This window comes from Cognatilysobacter terrigena (genome assembly GCF_004361065.1).
Classification (GTDB): Bacteria; Pseudomonadota; Gammaproteobacteria; order Xanthomonadales; family Xanthomonadaceae; genus Cognatilysobacter; species Cognatilysobacter terrigena.
Map to the genome: position 1 here is coordinate 1 of NZ_SELT01000008.1, position 14,758 is coordinate 14,758.

Consider the following 14,758-nt stretch of genomic DNA (forward strand, 5'->3'; position numbering starts at 1 on the left):
TTGTGGTGACGAGGTTCTCGCTGGGATCCAGCGACACCGTCACGTTGGTTTCCGACGAACCGATCAGGTCGATCGACAGGCCGTGCTTCTTGAAACGTTCGAACACGTCGGCGAGGAAGCCGACCTGCTGCCACATGCCGACCGACTCCATCGACACCAGCACGATGCCGTTGCGACGGCTGATCGCCTTGACGCCCGGCACCGTCGCGGCGGTCGCGTCGATACGCGTGCCCGGCAGGTCCGTGCGTTCGGTGTCGAGGATCGCCATCGGTACGTTGGCGTCGCGGCAGGGACCGATCGAACGCGGATGCAGCACTTTCGCGCCGGTGGTGGCGATTTCCTGCGCTTCGGCGTAGTCGAGGCGCGCGAGCAGGCGGGCGTCGGGCACCTCGCGCGGATTCGCGCTGAACATGCCGGGCACGTCGGTCCAGATCTCGACGCGCGCGGCGCCGAGCAGTGCACCGAAGTACGCGGCCGACGTGTCGGAACCGCCGCGACCGAGGATCGCGGTGCCGCCGTCGCCATGACGCGCGATGAAGCCCTGCGTCAGGACGATCGTCGTTGGTTGCGTGGTGAAGCGCTGCGCGAAGTCGCGATCGGTGCGGTGGTGGCAGTTGACCGACAGACGACCGGCCCAATCGCTCTGGTTCGGCAGCGCGACGGCGTTCAACCACTCGCGTGCATCGCACCAACCGATGTCGAGGCCCTGCGACTTCAGATACGCAACGCCGAGCGTCGACGACAGCAGTTCGCCCTGCCCCAGCACGTCGGCCTGCCAGTCGAGCGTGCGCTGAGTCGCGCGCGAATCGGTCGCGAGCGCCTGCAACGCGGCGAGGCGTTCGGCGAGCACGACGTCGGCATCCAGACCGAGTTCCGCCGCGAATTCGCGATGACGCGCCACGAGCGCGGCGACCTTCGCATCCGTCGCCTCGCCCGCGCCGCTGTTCGCGATCGCCTGAAGTTCGTTGGTCACGCCCGACAGCGCCGACACCACCACCAGCACGCGCGCGTTCTCGTCTTTCGCACGTTTGCCCGCGAGTCGTCCGATGGTGTCCCAACGGGTCCGGCGCGACACGGAAGTGCCACCGAACTTGAGTACGACCCAGCGCGTCGAAGCGGTCACGAGGTTTCCTGGAGGTGCGGCGGCTGCCGCGGGAGGCGAATCGGAGCACGCGACGCCGCCTCGGGCGAATGACGCATGCTCATGAGAGCGCGCGATTTTATTCGATGACGGGCCACGCGCGGCCGGCCACAATGCGCCTCCCCCGTCCGCGGTTGAAAACCATGACGCAGCGCCGCTTCCTCCAGCTCGACGTCTTCGCCGATCGCCCCGGCGCCGGCAACCCACTCGCCGTGGTGGTCGACGCCGAAGGGCTCGACACCGCCGCGATGCAGGCCTTCGCGAACTGGACGAACCTGTCCGAGACGATTTTCCTGCTCCCGCCCAGCGACGGCGCCGACTACCGCGTGCGCATCTTCACGCCGAGGCAGGAGCTGCCGTTCGCGGGGCATCCCCGCGTCGGCGCGGCGTGGGCGGCCATCGACACGGGGCTCGTCGCCACGAACGCCACGTCGCTCGTGCAGGACTGCGCGGCCGGCCAGTTGCCGGTCCAGGCGACCGCCGAGCGCGCGATCCGCGTGCGTGCGCCCAAGGCGCGCCGCGTGACCCCGCCGTCGGATTCCGAAGCGCGCCTGACGGCCGCGCTGGCGCATGTCGAACGCGGTGCGACGCCCGCGGCGCTATGGAACAACGGGCCGGCGTGCTGGGTGGTCGAGCTGGTCGATGAGCAGGCGGTGCGCGGGCTCGTGCCCGATCTCGCGGCGATCACCGCGCTCACCGCCGATGCCGCGGTCGGGCTTGCCGTGTTCGCGAAAGCGGACGGCGGCGCAGGGTACGACGTCGTCGTCCGCGCGTTCTGCCCCGCCGACGGCATTCCCGAAGACCCGGTAACGGGAAGCGCGAACGCCGCGATCGGCGAAGCGCTGCTCGAGGCGGGCCGCGTCGCGCGCGGCGGGCGCTACGTCGCGAGCCAGGGTCGCGAAGTCGGTCGGGACGGGCGCGTCGAGGTGCAGGTCGACACCGACGGCGAGGTGTGGATCGGGGGCAACGTGCAGGCCGTGGTGCGCGGCACCGTCACGTGGTGAGCGGTACTTCAACGCCATGAAAAAACATTACGTGCAGCTCGACGTGTTCGCCGACCGTCCCGGCGCCGGCAATCCACTCGCGGTGATCCCGGACGCCCACGGTCTCGACGACGACGCCATGCAGGCCATCGCGCGCTGGACGCGCCTGCCGGAAACCACGTTCGTGTTTCCGCCCACGTCGCCCGACGCGAGCTATCGCATCCGCATCTTCAGCCCACGCCGCGAAGTCCCGTTCGCCGGGCATCCGAGCGTGGGCACGGCGTCCGTCGTGCTCGATTCCGGCCTCGCGACGCCACGCGACGGCGTGCTGGTGCAGGAAGGCATCGCCGGGCTGCTGCCGTTGCGTGTTGACGGCGAAGGTGCGTTGCGCACGATCGCCGTGCGTACGCCCCGCGCACGACTGGTCGAGCAGGTCGCGCCGAACGACGCACGCATCGCCCGCGCGATCGCCGGCATGCGCCTTGGCGCGCTGCCGCCTGCGTTGATGGACGGCGGCCGCCGCTGGTGGCTGGTCGAACTCGAAAGCGAAGCCGCACTGCGTTCGCTCGAACCGGCATGGGGCGCAATCTCGCAACTCGCCACGCGTACGGAGAGCATGGGCGTGTGCGCGTTCGCGAAAGCCGATGCGACGGCCGACTACGACCTCGTCGTGCGTGCGTTCGTCGGCTCGACGTCGCAATTCGAAGATGCCGCCTCCGGCGCTGCCAACGCGACGCTCGCCGCGTGGCTCGCGCAGAACGATCGACTGCCGGGTCGCGGCTGGCGCTACGTCGTCAGCCAGGGTCGCGAAGTCGGTTTCGACGCGCGCCTGCAGCTGCATGTCGACGAGGCCGGCGACGTCTGGTCCGGCGGCCACGTGCGCACCGTGGTCACCGGCACGATCGACTGGTGACGCGACACTTCGCAGCGTCGGCGCGCATCAGGCGGGCTGCACCTCGAGCGTGATCGGCACCGCCGCCAGCACCTTGGAGATCGGGCAGTTCGCTTTCGCGTCCTCGGCGTAACGCGCGAAGTCCTCCTGCGACAGACCCGGCGCTTCGCCGCGCACGCTGAGCTTCACGCCGGTGATGTGCGGGCCGCCGTCCATCGACAGCTCGACGTTCGCGCGCGACTCGATGAAGGTCGGCGGATGGCCCACCTCGGTCAGCTTGGCCGAAAGCGCCATCGCAAAGCAGCCGGCATGCGCGGCCGCGATCAGCTCTTCCGGGTTCGCGCCCTTCTCGTCACCGAAGCGCGTGTTGAAGCCGTAACGGGTGTCGTTGAAGACGCCGCTCTGCGGGGTGTTCAAGCGGCCGATGCCGGATTTGAGGTCGCCTTCCCAGCGCGCGGTGGCATGACGGGTGATGGCCATCGGTCGATCTCCTGAACAGGGAGACCGCACCTTACGGCTCGGGTGCTAAACCGCCGTGAGCGCTCGTCGGCGGCGCTTGTGCAGCGCAACGCGACGACCCGGAACCCACGCGCTATGGTGGCCCCAGCCCCGCCATGACGGCCCGCCTCGCACCCGCGACGGCGTGCTCCGCGGACAGCCATGACGGCGCATCGCCGGACCGCCCCGCGGCCCGCGATGCGGCCGGACATGACGCCGACATCGACGCCCCGCCCGACGGCTGCTCCCCTTCCCCCACAGGAGCTTCCGGACATGGCTTACAGCACAGAACAGATCCGCAACGTGGCCTTGGCAGGCCACCCCGGCGCCGGCAAGACCACGCTTTTCGAAGCCCTGCTGCATGCCGGCGGCGCGATCCAGGCGGCAGGCAGCATCGAGCGCGGCACCACGGTGTCCGACTTCGACGCCGTCGAAAAACAGCGCGGCCATTCGCTCGATGTCGGCATCGCCAGCACCGACCACGACGGCATCCACGTCAACCTCATCGACACGCCCGGCTACCCGGATTTCCGCGGCCCTGCCCTGGCCTCGCTTGCGGCGGTGGAAACCGTCGCGATCGTCGTGGCATGCGATGCGGGCGTCGAATACGGCGCCCGCCGCATGATGGAGTACGCGAAAGGCCGCAAGCTCTGCCGCGCGATCGTCGTCAACAAGATCGACCACGGCGGTGACTGCGGCGCCTTGCTCGACGAACTGCGCGAGACGTTCGGCCCCGAATGCCTGCCGATCAACCTGCCCGCGAACGGCGGCACGTCGGTGATCGACTGCTTCGGATCGAACACCGGCGACAGCGATCTCGGCGCCGTTGCCGACTGGCACCAGAAGATCATCGACCAGGTCGTCGAGATCAACGAAACGGTGATGGAGCACTACCTTGATCTCGGCGAAGACGGGCTCTCCGGCGACGAACTGCACGACGCGTTCGAGCAGTGCCTGCGCGAAGGCCATCTCGTGCCGGTGCTGTTCTGCTCGGCGCGCAGCGGCGCGGGCGTGCGCGAACTGCTCGACGTCGCCGAACGCCTGTTCCCGCATCCCGGCGAGGCGAATCCGCCGGCGTTCATCAAAGGCAGTGGCGCCGACGCCCAGCCCATCGAAGCGAAGCCGGACCCCAACGCGCACGTCATCGCCGACGTCTTCAAGATCATCAACGACCCGTTCGTGGGCAAGCTCGGGGTGTTCCGCGTCTACCAGGGCACGGTGAAGAAGGACACGCAGCTGTTCGTCGACGATGGCAAGAAGCCTTTCCGCGTCGGCCACCTGTTCAAGCTGCGCGGCAAGGAGCATGTCGAGGTCGAGCAGGCGATCCCGGGCGATATCGCCGCGATCGCGAAAGTGGACGAACTGCATTTCGACGCCGTGCTGCACGACAGCCACGACGAGGACCAGATCCATCTCGCGCCGCTCGAATTTCCCAAGCCGATGTTCGGCCTCGCGGTCGACGCCGCGAGCAAGGGGCACGAGCAGAAGCTCGCCACGGCGCTGCACAAGCTGTCGGAAGAAGACCCGTGCTTCCAGGTCGAACACAGCACCGAGACGAACGAGACGATCGTGCGCGGCCTGTCGGACCTGCACCTTCGCATCAACCTCGACCGGTTGAAGGAGCGATACGGCGTCGAGGTGAAATCGCATCCGCCGCGCATCGCGTATCGCGAGACCGTGTCGGCACGCGCCGAAGGCCATCACCGGCACAAGAAGCAGACCGGCGGCGCGGGCCAGTTCGGTGAAGTCTTCCTGCGCATCGAACCGCTGGATCGCGGAACGGGCTTCGAATTCGCCGACGAAGTCAAAGGCGGCACGATCCCCGGGCAGTTCATCCCGGCGGTCGAGAAAGGCGTGCGCCAAGCGCTCGCGGCCGGCGCGCTCGCGGGTTATCCGCTGCAGGACGTGCGTGTCACCGTATACGACGGCAAACATCACCCGGTCGACAGCAAGGAAGTCGCGTTCGTCACCGCCGGCAAGCGTGCGTTCGTCGACGCCGTGCTCAAGGCGAAGCCGCAGGTGCTCGAGCCGATCGTCGACCTCGAAGTCGTCGCGCCCGAACCGAACATGGGCGACGTGAGCGGCAATCTCGCTGGCAAGCGCGCCCGCATCCTCGGCACCGACAGCGCGCGCGGCGAGGTGATCGTGAAGGCGCAGGTGCCGCTATCGGAGCTCGAAGGATTCGCGGCGGAGCTCAAGTCCATCACGGCCGGGCGCGGCCGCTATTCGATGGACTTCAGCCATTACGAACCCGTGCCATCCAACGTGCAGCAGAAGCTCGCGGAGAGCTTCAAGCCGAAGGTCGAGGAAGACTGATCCCGGCAGCGACCACGCAACGAAAAAGGGCCGGCGATTGCCGGCCCTTTCCGTTTCGTCGCACTTACTCCGGATGCACATCCACGCGGACGCGGATGCGGTTGCCGGGGTCGTAGCTCGTGCGCGTCGTGTACTGGCGGCCGCCGTACTCGTACGTCACGTCGTAGGCCTGCACGTTGCGACCGCTTTCGTACGCACTCGCCGGCATCGGATCGCAGGCGACGACGCGACCCACGCGCGGCGGCTGCTGCGGACGGTGCGCGTTGTCGTAGATCTGCTTGCCGACCTGGCTGCCGACCATCGTGCCGATCGCCGACGTCGCATAACGCGCGCTGCCGCCGCCGACCTGACTGCCGAGCACCGCACCGACGATGCCGCCGATGACGGTCGCCGCGGTGCTGCCGCCCTGCGTCGGCTGGCGGACCGGGTTGCCGTAGCGGTCGTAACCGTTGTTGGCGTACTGGTCGTCGCGATAACCGTCGCCGTTGCGATCGTAGGGGTCGTAGTACGGATCGTTGCCGTAACCGTTCGAGTACGTGCGGCTTTCGGTGCAGCGCGGGCCGCCGGTCGTCGCGGCGTAGCGACCGTTCGGGTCGTAGACCGGATTGACGCGGAGGACGCGCGCATAGTCGTAGTAGCCGCCCTGCGACGCATAGGCGCCCGACTGGGACGGATACGTGGAGTACTGCTGCGCCGACGCCGTGCCCGCGGTGGCGGTCAAGGCGAGCGCGAGAACAGTGGCGGTGATGTGCTTCATCAAGGAGCTCCCACGCCGGGATGGCGCAGGCGCATCCTCGGGGCGGGGCTCTCAATGCATCCTGAACCCGGTGGGTTTTCCGTTAATCGCTCAGCCCGCGTTTACGCGGCGTCGACGTCACGGGTTGCTGGTCGTCCCCAGCGTTCGCGGCTGGACGGCAAGCGATGCACGCATAAAGCCGTCGGGATGTTCGTTGGTGCGTAGCACCACATAGCCTTGGCCGTCGCGCACCTGTTGCGCGATCGCCGGTGTGAGCGACGCGGTGCCGCCGATGACACGCGCCGCATCGCCGTCCGCAACGACGTCCATCCGTGCGACCTGCCCCGAGCTTTCGCCACCCTGCGTGCCGGTATGCAACGTCACCGACGTCGGACGCTCGGTCAGCCCGGAAACGACGAGGTCGACGCGCACGTCGTTGTTGTCGTCGAGCGTTGCGCGGATCTCGCCAGTGGGGATGCGTACATCCGCTTCCGGGGCGCGCACGAGCGCGAACTTGCCCTGCAGATGCACGGGCTGCCCGAACGCGGCGATCGGCAGCGCGAGCAGGACGACGAGGAAGGCGGCGAACGGACGCATGGCGGAGCTCCGGATACGGACGGTTTCCGGATAGGACGGAGCGCGACACGGCCGCGTGAAAAACCGCATGATTCGACCACCCCTGGCCGGAGTCGTCCGATGAATCGTTGGTGGCTTGTACCCGTCGTCGTCCTGGTCGCGCTCGTTGGCGTCAAGGCGTGTGGTTCGGATTCGTCGAAGTCGCCCGTCGCGCCCGTTCCCGCTAACGCTGTGGCGTCCGATCCGTCGAGCGACACATCGAGTCCACCGCGGGCACCGGCCCCGGCAGCGGACATCGACGTGCGGCAATTGATGGCGGCATCGGACCTCGTCCACGGCTATCTGCAGACGCTCGCCCAAGGCCGCACGGACGCCGCCGATGCGATGTGGCGGAATGGTCATCGCCCGCCCGGGCTGAGCGAGGGAGGCCTGCGCGACATCCTTCCGGCGCGCGTGTCCAAGATCCGCACGCTCGAACCCGAGCCGCTCGACGGTGCGACATTGCGTCGCGTGCGTGTTCCCGTGGCGCTGCGGCTGACCGGACAAGACGGCCGCCTGCACGTCTTCGACGGTACTTACACCGTCGAGCATCCATCGGCAGACGCGCCGTGGAAGCTGAGCGCCGCCGAGGTGCACGCGCGCCTCGATTGACAGTGACCTCGCGTTCACCCGTCGCGGTCGAAGGTTCGGCGGTACTCATCGGAGTCCGCCCATGCGTCGCGCACTGCCTGCCCTCGCCTTCGCCGCGTCCGCCGCGCTGTTCCTGACGACGGCGTGTTCGACCGTCGGCGGACTGCTCGGCTCCGACACGGTCACTTTTTCGCAGCAGCAGATCCAGAGCAAACTCGTCCGCAAGTTCCCGCGCGACTATTCGAAGCTCGGCGGGCTGGTGACGCTGACGCTGATGAACCCGCGGCTTTCGATCCCGCCGGGAGATCGCCGCCTGCAGGTCGAGTTCGACGTCGCCGCGTCCGCGCTCGGCCAGCCGAGCCGCACGCCGAACGGCTCGTTCACGCTTTCGAGTTCGCTGCGCTACGATCCCGCCACGCGCGGCCTGCATCTGTTCGAGCCGCGCATCGAGGATGTCGAGGTCGGGTCGCTCGGCGGTCGCATGGGCGACACGCTGCGCAGCGCGCTCAACGACTGGCTGTCGGACTGGGCGCAGAAGGAGCCCGTGTACCAGTTCGACGATTCGCTGATCGGGCGCCTTGGCGCGCGCCGGGTCGAGGGGACGAAAATTCAGGATGGCCAGGTGGTGGTCCAGCTCGGCGAGTGATCGCCCCGTCGCGCGCATCGCGCTGGCGACATTCGTTCTTCTCTCGGTGACCGCATGCGGCCGCGACCGCGGACCGAGTGCGTCGGACGCTGCCGTGCCGCCCGTCGCCAGCGACGATGCACCCGCCGGCACGTTGCCGACGCCCGCTGCGACGCCCGGCACCGCGGTCACCGGCATGCCGACGCAGCCCCCGCCGCCGCCCGCGGCTGACGCGATCGCGGAGGCGATGGACGCCGCGCCACCCGTCGACGCAAGCGCCACTGCGCCGACCGATGCCGCCACCGACCCCAGTGCCCTGCCTGCGCCGGTGGATGAGACCGCGACCGCTGACGCCACGGCACCCAACGTGCCACCTTCCACCACGTCAGCTGCACCCGCGACGGCCGTCGTGACCACGGCCGATACGAACGCCGCTGCAGGCGTCATCAATCAGTACATGGCCGCGCTGACGGCCAACGCGCCTGCGCGCGCGCAAACCCTGTGGGCGACCACGCCGAACGATTCGACCGTGCTGCAGCTCGCGCGCGGCGGCGCCTTTAATGTGGATATCGGTGCGCCGTCGCCCGATGCCGCCGGGCATGTGACCGTGCCCGTGGACGTGCGAGGCAAGGCCGACGACGGCGGCGATCGCCAGGTGCAAGCCGTCTACACGCTGCAGCGCACGGCGACCGGCACCTGGCGCATCTACAACGCGACGACGCGCGACGCAGCGCCCTGATCGCGACGATGTCGTCCATTCCCACGTTCGTGCTCGACACGAACGCGTGGCTCGATCTGCTCGTCTTCGGTGATCCCGCGTTTGCGGGGTTCGTCGAACGGGTGCGCTCTAGACAGGCCCGCATCGCGATCGACGACCGCGCATTGGGCGAACTCGCACGCGTCCTCCGTTACGACGCGCTGCGGCTGGACAACGAGACGATCGCCCAGCGCCTGCAGACGGCTCGCGACCTGGCCACGCCGGTCCAGGTGCCTGCGATGCGCCTCCCGCGCTGCCGGGATCCCGACGACCAGATGTTCCTCGAGATCGCCGTCGCCGCGCATGCGAACGCATTGCTGACGCGCGACGCCGAACTGCTGCGCATGGCGCGCCGTATGCAGCGCGACTATGGCTTCGCGATCGTCGCGCCCACGGCGTGGCGCGACGTCGTCGGTCAGATGTCGAAGCGGTAGGCGAGCTTGACCAGCAGCTGCTCGCTGTCGCGCAGGTCGAAGGCATCACGCAGGCGGCCCGCGGCGTCGACGTCGCCCAATGCGGGTTCTTCGAACAGGCCGCCGCCGCGCACGTAGGCGATGTACAGGTTCGACAGCGGCGCGAGCTCGTAGCGGTAGCGCACCTGGAAGCCCATGTTGCTGAGCCCGAAGGGCTGGTGGCGCGACGCGACCGGAATCGGCGTGCCGTCCGCCGCGAGGTCGTACGACTGCGGGGCGCGCGCGTCCAGGCCGATCGCCTCGAGCCGCACACGCAATTCCTGCTTGTTGTCGATCAGCCACGTCACGCCCGCCGCGAGGAACACCTGGTTAACGCGATACGTCGCAAGCGACGAAACACCATCGACGCCGGGGTGCCAGAGCAGCAGACCCGGATCGTGCTTGACCTCGACCGCGAGACCAACATTCGCGTTGTCGCTGATGTAGTACGTGGGTTCGACATCGAGCGAAATCGAGCCGTGGTTCCAGCCGCCGAGGCTTTCGGCCGCATAGCGCGAATTCCAGTAGAAGCCCCACGGACCGCGACGCGGAATGCCGCGCTCGTAGAACAGATAAAGCTTCGACGGCATGCGGACGATGCCGTGGCCGCGCGTCACGAGGTCGTCGTGGCCGGGCGTGAAACTCGCGACCTCGAAGAACTCGTTGCCGCCGTCGCGCATGTCGCTGGTGCGATTGACCGACCATGCGTCCGCGATCTTGACGCCGTCGTCGTTCGCGCGGTGCGACACGGCGGCGCGCCACTGGTGGCTCGCGTACGACGACTCCTTCGGCAGGTCGGTGAACCGCCGCGAGATCTCGTAGCGCCCGTAGTTGAAGTTGTTGCGCTCGAGATAGCCAAAGTCGTTGAGCTGAAGGTGGTCGCCGAGATGCAGCAGGTAGAGCTGCTGACGCCAGCCCTTGCCGAGGTCCTGGTCGAACTTGATCTGCGCGCCGCTGTCGCGAATGGAACGCCCCGCCTGGTCGACGTCCGATCCGACCACCGTCGTGCGCACCGAGAGCGCGCCCGTCGGCGTCCAGCGATGGTCGAACTCCGCGACGTTCGCGACACGGTCGAGGAACGGTCGGTCGACGCGCGTCACCATCGCGCCGAAGCCCTGCGTCTGGAGATCCTTGGTTGCACGCACGGCGTAGAAGTCGCGTCCGACGTCATCGGCTTCCGTCGCCGCGAACACGCCGTAATTGATGCCGGCTGCGCTGCCGTTGAGTTTCACCGCCGCGGTCACGTCGCCCGCGCCGAGACCGTCGTCGCGCGTGCCGCCGACGCGTCGCGTGTACAGCAGCCGGTTCGCATTGTTGAGCGAGCCGAACGCGACATCGAAAAAGCTCTGGTTCTCGGTGAAGAACGGGCGCTTGTCGCTGAAGAAAGTTTCGATCGCGCTGAAGTTCACGACCAGCTGGTCGCTTTCGACCTGCCCGAAGTCCGGATTCAGCGTTGCCGACAGCTGGAACTTGCCGCTGGGCTTCCAGAAGATGTCGGCACCGGTGTCGAAATTCGCCTTGTGCGCGACGTTGTCGTACACGCCGACGACGTACGGCGTGATCGCCAGCAGCGACTGGCTGTACTTCGGCACGTCGACCTTCTCGAACACCGAAAGGAAACGCGGTTCGCTGAAGCTCACCGCCGGCCAGGTCGCGCGCTCGCCGGTCGAGCCGATCACGCGATCGAGCACGATGCCGATGCGGCGCGTGGTCCCCGGCGCATCGCGCATCGTCGCCGTGTACCACGGGATCAGCATCTCCGCCGACCAGCCTTCCGCATCCTCGCTGACGGCGTGGCGCCAGTTGCCGTCCCAGTCGGTGCTGAACTGGTTCTCGTTGGTGATGACGGCATCGATGATGCTGTCGGACAGCAGGATCGTGAAGTTGTAGCCGGTGCGGCCGTCGCCATCGAAATCGACGTAGAGGTTCACGCGATCGAACGGCCCGCCCTGGTCGCGTTGCGCGCGATCGCGACGACGCGGCACGCCAGCCGGCTGCGAGTTGTGGAACGCGATCGCGAGACCGTCGGGCGTCGCCTTGAACCAGGCTTCGGTCGGCAGCGGCGCCGGCGCGCGCGACAGCGGCTGCGTCAGTCGGAAGTCCGTGACGTGCTGCGCGTCGGCCCATTCGGTCGGGTCGATGTGGCCATCGACCTTGACCTCGGTCGCGGCTAACGCCAGCGACGGCAGCGTGCAGAAGACGACGAGCGCCAGCGCGGCGCGGAATACGGCGGACATGCGGGGCATCCGGTGCGGCGCGCGATGGCCGAGAGGAGTCCGAAGACTAGTCGGCCGCCCGGAGGCGGCCGACTGTCATTGGTCATGGCGTCGCCATGACCGGATGGAGTGTCGCGACGCGTTACGCGCGCTTGCGGGCGCCCGTGCCGCGGCCGCGGCCGGTCGTCGCGCGTGTGCCCTGCTTCGAAGCGGCCTTCGACCTGCTCTTCGGCGCGGCCTTGGGCTTCGGCTTCGGCTTCGGCGCCGGCTTGCGCTTGGGCTGCAGCATCGTACCGGTGCAGTTCTTCGACCCGCACAGGCAGGCCCAGATCTTCTTCATGCGCGCCGTGTGGGGCTCGCCGAGGGTGATGCCGTAGTTGTACGTCAGCTCCTCGCCCGCCTTGATCGCCTTCTTCGCTTCGATGAAGACGCGATCCTTCGTGCGGTCGCCGCCGTCCGCTTCCTCGATGATCGAGTCGCAGTTCGGCGAGCAGCTGTGGTTGATCCAGCGCGCGACGTTGCCCTTGCGGTTGCCGTCGATCACGTACTCGTCGTTGAGCGTGAACAGGAAGGTGTGACCGGAGTCGGCCGAGCCCTCGTCACCGTTGTCGACGTCGTCGTGGGTGCGGCGCTGGCCCCGGTACTCGATGATGCGCTCGCCCTTGGCGATCGGCGCGGTTGCGAACACACCGGTTCCATGGATGGCGGAGCGGCGGGCGACGATCTTGCTGGGCATGCGGTGAGCCGACTGGAGGGGAGCCGCATTCTGCCGTGCCCGTCGCCTTTGGTCATCACGCACGGCATGCGCTGAACCGCGGGAGCCAGGTCGTGGCACGGCCGGGCGTTAAATCGTACAATTCCGGTACCGATTCGATACCGCCTGGACGAAGCCCCACGCATGCTCCGGGTCACCAAGCTCACCGACTACGCGACCGTCGTGCTGACGGTTCTCGCCGCATCCCGTGGCGACGTGCTCAGCGCGACGGAAATCGCCGAGCGGGCTGGACTGGAAGCCACCACCGTCAGCAAGGTGCTGAAACCGCTCGCACAGGCCGCGCTGGTCGAAGGTTTCCGCGGCGCGCATGGCGGCTACCGCCTCGCCCGCCCGGCGCGCGACGTCTCGCTCATCGAGGTGATCGAGGCGATGGAGGGCCCGCTCGCGGTAACCGAGTGCAGCGTGCACGAAGGCCAGTGCGGCATCGAATCGTCCTGTGGGTTGCGACGCAACTGGCGGCGCATCAACGACGTGATCGCGCAATCGCTGCGCGGCATCACCCTGCAGGACATGCTCGAGCCGGAAGAAGACGCGGGCGCTTCGCGCCGTCGCATCGACCTCCGTCTCGCGAACGCCTGAGGACCGCATGACCGAAACCATCGCCAACGCCGAGATCCACCAGCAGCTCGGGCGACGCTACGAAGCCGGCTTCGTCACCGACATCGAGTCGGAGTCGCTGCCGCCGGGGCTCAACGAGGACATCATCCGCGCCATCTCGGCCAAGAAGGACGAGCCGGAGTGGATGACCGACTGGCGCCTGGCCGCCTATCGCCACTGGCTGACGATGACCGAGCCGCACTGGGCGAAGCTCGACATCGCGCCGATCGATTTCCAGGCGCTCAGCTACTACTCCGCGCCTAAGGGCCCGAAGTACAAGTCGCTCGACGAAGTACCGAAGGAACTGCTCGACACCTACGACAAGCTCGGCGTGCCGCTGCATGAGCGGGCCAAGCTCGCGGGCGTGGCCGTCGATGCGGTGTTCGATTCCGTCTCGGTCGGCACGACCTTCCGGAAAGAACTCGCCGACAAGGGCGTCATATTCTGCTCGATGTCGGAAGCGATCCGCGAATACCCGGAGCTCGTGCGCCAGTACCTCGGCAGCGTGGTGCCGGTCGGCGACAACTACTTCGCCGCGCTGAACTCGGCGGTGTTCTCCGACGGCAGCTTCGTCTTCATTCCGAAGGGTGTGCGCTGCCCGATGGAGCTGTCGACCTACTTCCGCATCAACGCGAGCGAGACCGGCCAGTTCGAGCGCACGCTGATCGTCTGCGAGGACAACGCCTACGTCAGCTACCTCGAAGGTTGCACCGCGCCGATGCGCGACGAGAACCAGCTGCATGCGGCGGTGGTCGAACTCGTCGCGCTCGAAGGTGCGGAGATCAAGTACAGCACCGTGCAGAACTGGTACCCGGGCGACGAGAACGGCGTCGGCGGCATCTACAACTTCGTGACCAAGCGCGGCGAATGCCGCGGGGCGAAGTCGAAGATCAGCTGGACTCAGGTCGAGACCGGCTCGGCGATCACGTGGAAGTACCCCAGCTGCGTACTGCTCGGCGACGACTCGGTCGGCGAGTTCTATTCGGTGGCGCTGACGCACCACCGCCAGCAGGCCGACACCGGCACCAAGATGATCCACGTCGGCAAGCGCACGAAGAGCAAGATCGTGAGCAAGGGCATCAGCGCCGGCCGCGGTCAGAACACCTACCGCGGCCTCGTGCGCGTCGAGCGGACTGCCGAGGACGCGCGCAACTACACGCAGTGCGACTCGCTGCTGATCGGCAAGAAGTGCGGCGCGCACACCTTCCCGTACATCGAGGTGCGCCACCCGGGCGCGAAGGTCGAGCACGAGGCAACGACGTCGAAGATCAGCGAGGACCAGATGTTCTATTGCCGCTCGCGCGGCATCTCGCAGGAAGACGCGGTGTCGATGATCGTCGACGGTTTCTGCAAGAGCGTGTTCAAGGAACTGCCGATGGAGTTCGCCGTCGAAGCGAAGAAGCTGCTCGAGGTGAGCCTCGAGGGTTCGGTCGGGTAAGAGAGCGCGCCTGGCGAATGCCAACAGGGCATTCGCTGCGGTCGCGAACGCCCGGGCAGGACGCCCGGGCCGGGGCAACCCGAAGCGACGAACGTCGCGCCATGGACGGCCACGAAGATCATTGGG

14 protein-coding genes and 1 pseudogene are annotated in these 14,758 nt (G+C 67.8%); 9 read left to right on the forward strand and 6 right to left on the reverse strand.

The genetic code is table 11. The features are described 5' to 3' along the window. Positions 1-1,123, reverse strand: a 1,123-nt coding sequence (locus EVS83_RS06560; RefSeq protein WP_133500240.1) for an aspartate kinase, incomplete at its 3' end; no start/stop codon positions are given. A 161-nt stretch (positions 1,124-1,284) separates the two neighbouring features. Here EVS83_RS06560 and EVS83_RS06565 point away from each other — a divergent pair. Both EVS83_RS06565 and EVS83_RS06570 read left to right on the forward strand, forming a co-directional pair. Then, entirely contained in the window at positions 1,285-2,145 is an 861-nt protein-coding gene (locus tag EVS83_RS06565) for a PhzF family phenazine biosynthesis protein (RefSeq protein ID WP_133500241.1), read from the forward strand. A gap of 16 nt (positions 2,146-2,161) precedes the next feature. After that, on the forward strand, positions 2,162-3,037 hold the full coding sequence (locus tag EVS83_RS06570; protein WP_133500242.1) for a PhzF family phenazine biosynthesis protein: 876 nt from the start codon (positions 2,162-2,164) through the stop codon (positions 3,035-3,037). 27 nt (positions 3,038-3,064) lie between these two features. On the opposite strand, the gene EVS83_RS06575 is transcribed toward EVS83_RS06570, so the two are convergent. Then, positions 3,065-3,496: an OsmC family protein gene (locus EVS83_RS06575; protein WP_133500243.1), complete on the reverse strand. Its 432-nt coding sequence runs from the start codon at positions 3,494-3,496 to the stop codon at positions 3,065-3,067. 291 nt (positions 3,497-3,787) lie between these two features. Here EVS83_RS06575 and fusA point away from each other — a divergent pair, with 291 nt between their 5' ends. Beyond that, positions 3,788-5,830, forward strand: coding sequence for an elongation factor G (gene fusA / locus EVS83_RS06580; RefSeq protein WP_133500244.1), 2,043 nt, complete (start codon positions 3,788-3,790; stop codon positions 5,828-5,830). Positions 5,831-5,894: 64 nt separating this feature from the next. Here fusA and EVS83_RS06585 read toward each other — a convergent pair whose 3' ends face one another. Both EVS83_RS06585 and EVS83_RS06590 read right to left on the reverse strand, forming a co-directional pair. Further along, positions 5,895-6,587, reverse strand: coding sequence for a glycine zipper 2TM domain-containing protein (locus EVS83_RS06585; protein WP_133500245.1), 693 nt, complete (start codon positions 6,585-6,587; stop codon positions 5,895-5,897). Between the two features lie 117 nt (positions 6,588-6,704). Then, positions 6,705-7,163: a CHRD domain-containing protein gene (locus EVS83_RS06590; RefSeq protein ID WP_133500246.1), complete on the reverse strand. Its 459-nt coding sequence runs from the start codon at positions 7,161-7,163 to the stop codon at positions 6,705-6,707. Between the two features lie 279 nt (positions 7,164-7,442). Between EVS83_RS06590 and EVS83_RS06595 the strand changes: the two genes are divergently transcribed. From EVS83_RS06595 to EVS83_RS06610, 4 genes are all read left to right on the forward strand, one after another. Continuing rightward, positions 7,443-7,793, forward strand: coding sequence for a hypothetical protein (locus EVS83_RS06595; RefSeq protein ID WP_133500247.1), 351 nt, complete (start codon positions 7,443-7,445; stop codon positions 7,791-7,793). 61 nt (positions 7,794-7,854) lie between these two features. Then, entirely contained in the window at positions 7,855-8,418 is a 564-nt protein-coding gene (locus EVS83_RS06600) for a DUF1439 domain-containing protein (protein ID WP_133500248.1), read from the forward strand. 94 nt (positions 8,419-8,512) lie between these two features. Beyond that, complete coding sequence (locus EVS83_RS06605; protein ID WP_133500249.1) at positions 8,513-9,136, forward strand: hypothetical protein; 624 nt, start codon at positions 8,513-8,515, stop codon at positions 9,134-9,136. An 8-nt stretch (positions 9,137-9,144) separates the two neighbouring features. Next, a complete protein-coding gene (locus EVS83_RS06610) occupies positions 9,145-9,588 on the forward strand; it encodes a putative toxin-antitoxin system toxin component, PIN family (protein ID WP_133500250.1) in 444 nt (147 codons plus the stop codon). Here the strand turns inward: EVS83_RS06610 and EVS83_RS06615 are convergent. After that, positions 9,570-11,843 carry a DUF5916 domain-containing protein gene (locus tag EVS83_RS06615; RefSeq protein ID WP_133500251.1) on the reverse strand — a complete coding sequence of 758 codons (2,274 nt, stop codon included), beginning with the start codon at positions 11,841-11,843 and terminating at the stop codon, positions 9,570-9,572. The genes EVS83_RS06610 and EVS83_RS06615 overlap by 19 nt on opposite strands. Positions 11,844-12,093: 250 nt before the next feature. Then, positions 12,094-12,558 (reverse strand): annotated as a pseudogene (locus tag EVS83_RS06620) (SET domain-containing protein); the annotation flags it as partial. A gap of 162 nt (positions 12,559-12,720) precedes the next feature. Between EVS83_RS06620 and EVS83_RS06625 the strand changes: the two are divergent. Both EVS83_RS06625 and sufB read left to right on the forward strand, forming a co-directional pair. Then, positions 12,721-13,176: an SUF system Fe-S cluster assembly regulator gene (locus tag EVS83_RS06625; protein ID WP_133500253.1), complete on the forward strand. Its 456-nt coding sequence runs from the start codon at positions 12,721-12,723 to the stop codon at positions 13,174-13,176. Positions 13,177-13,183: 7 nt separating this feature from the next. Continuing rightward, the gene (gene sufB / locus EVS83_RS06630) at positions 13,184-14,632 is read left to right on the forward strand and encodes a Fe-S cluster assembly protein SufB (RefSeq protein ID WP_133500254.1); all 1,449 of its coding nucleotides are present in this window, start codon (positions 13,184-13,186) and stop codon (positions 14,630-14,632) included. Positions 14,633-14,758 lie beyond the last annotated feature (126 nt).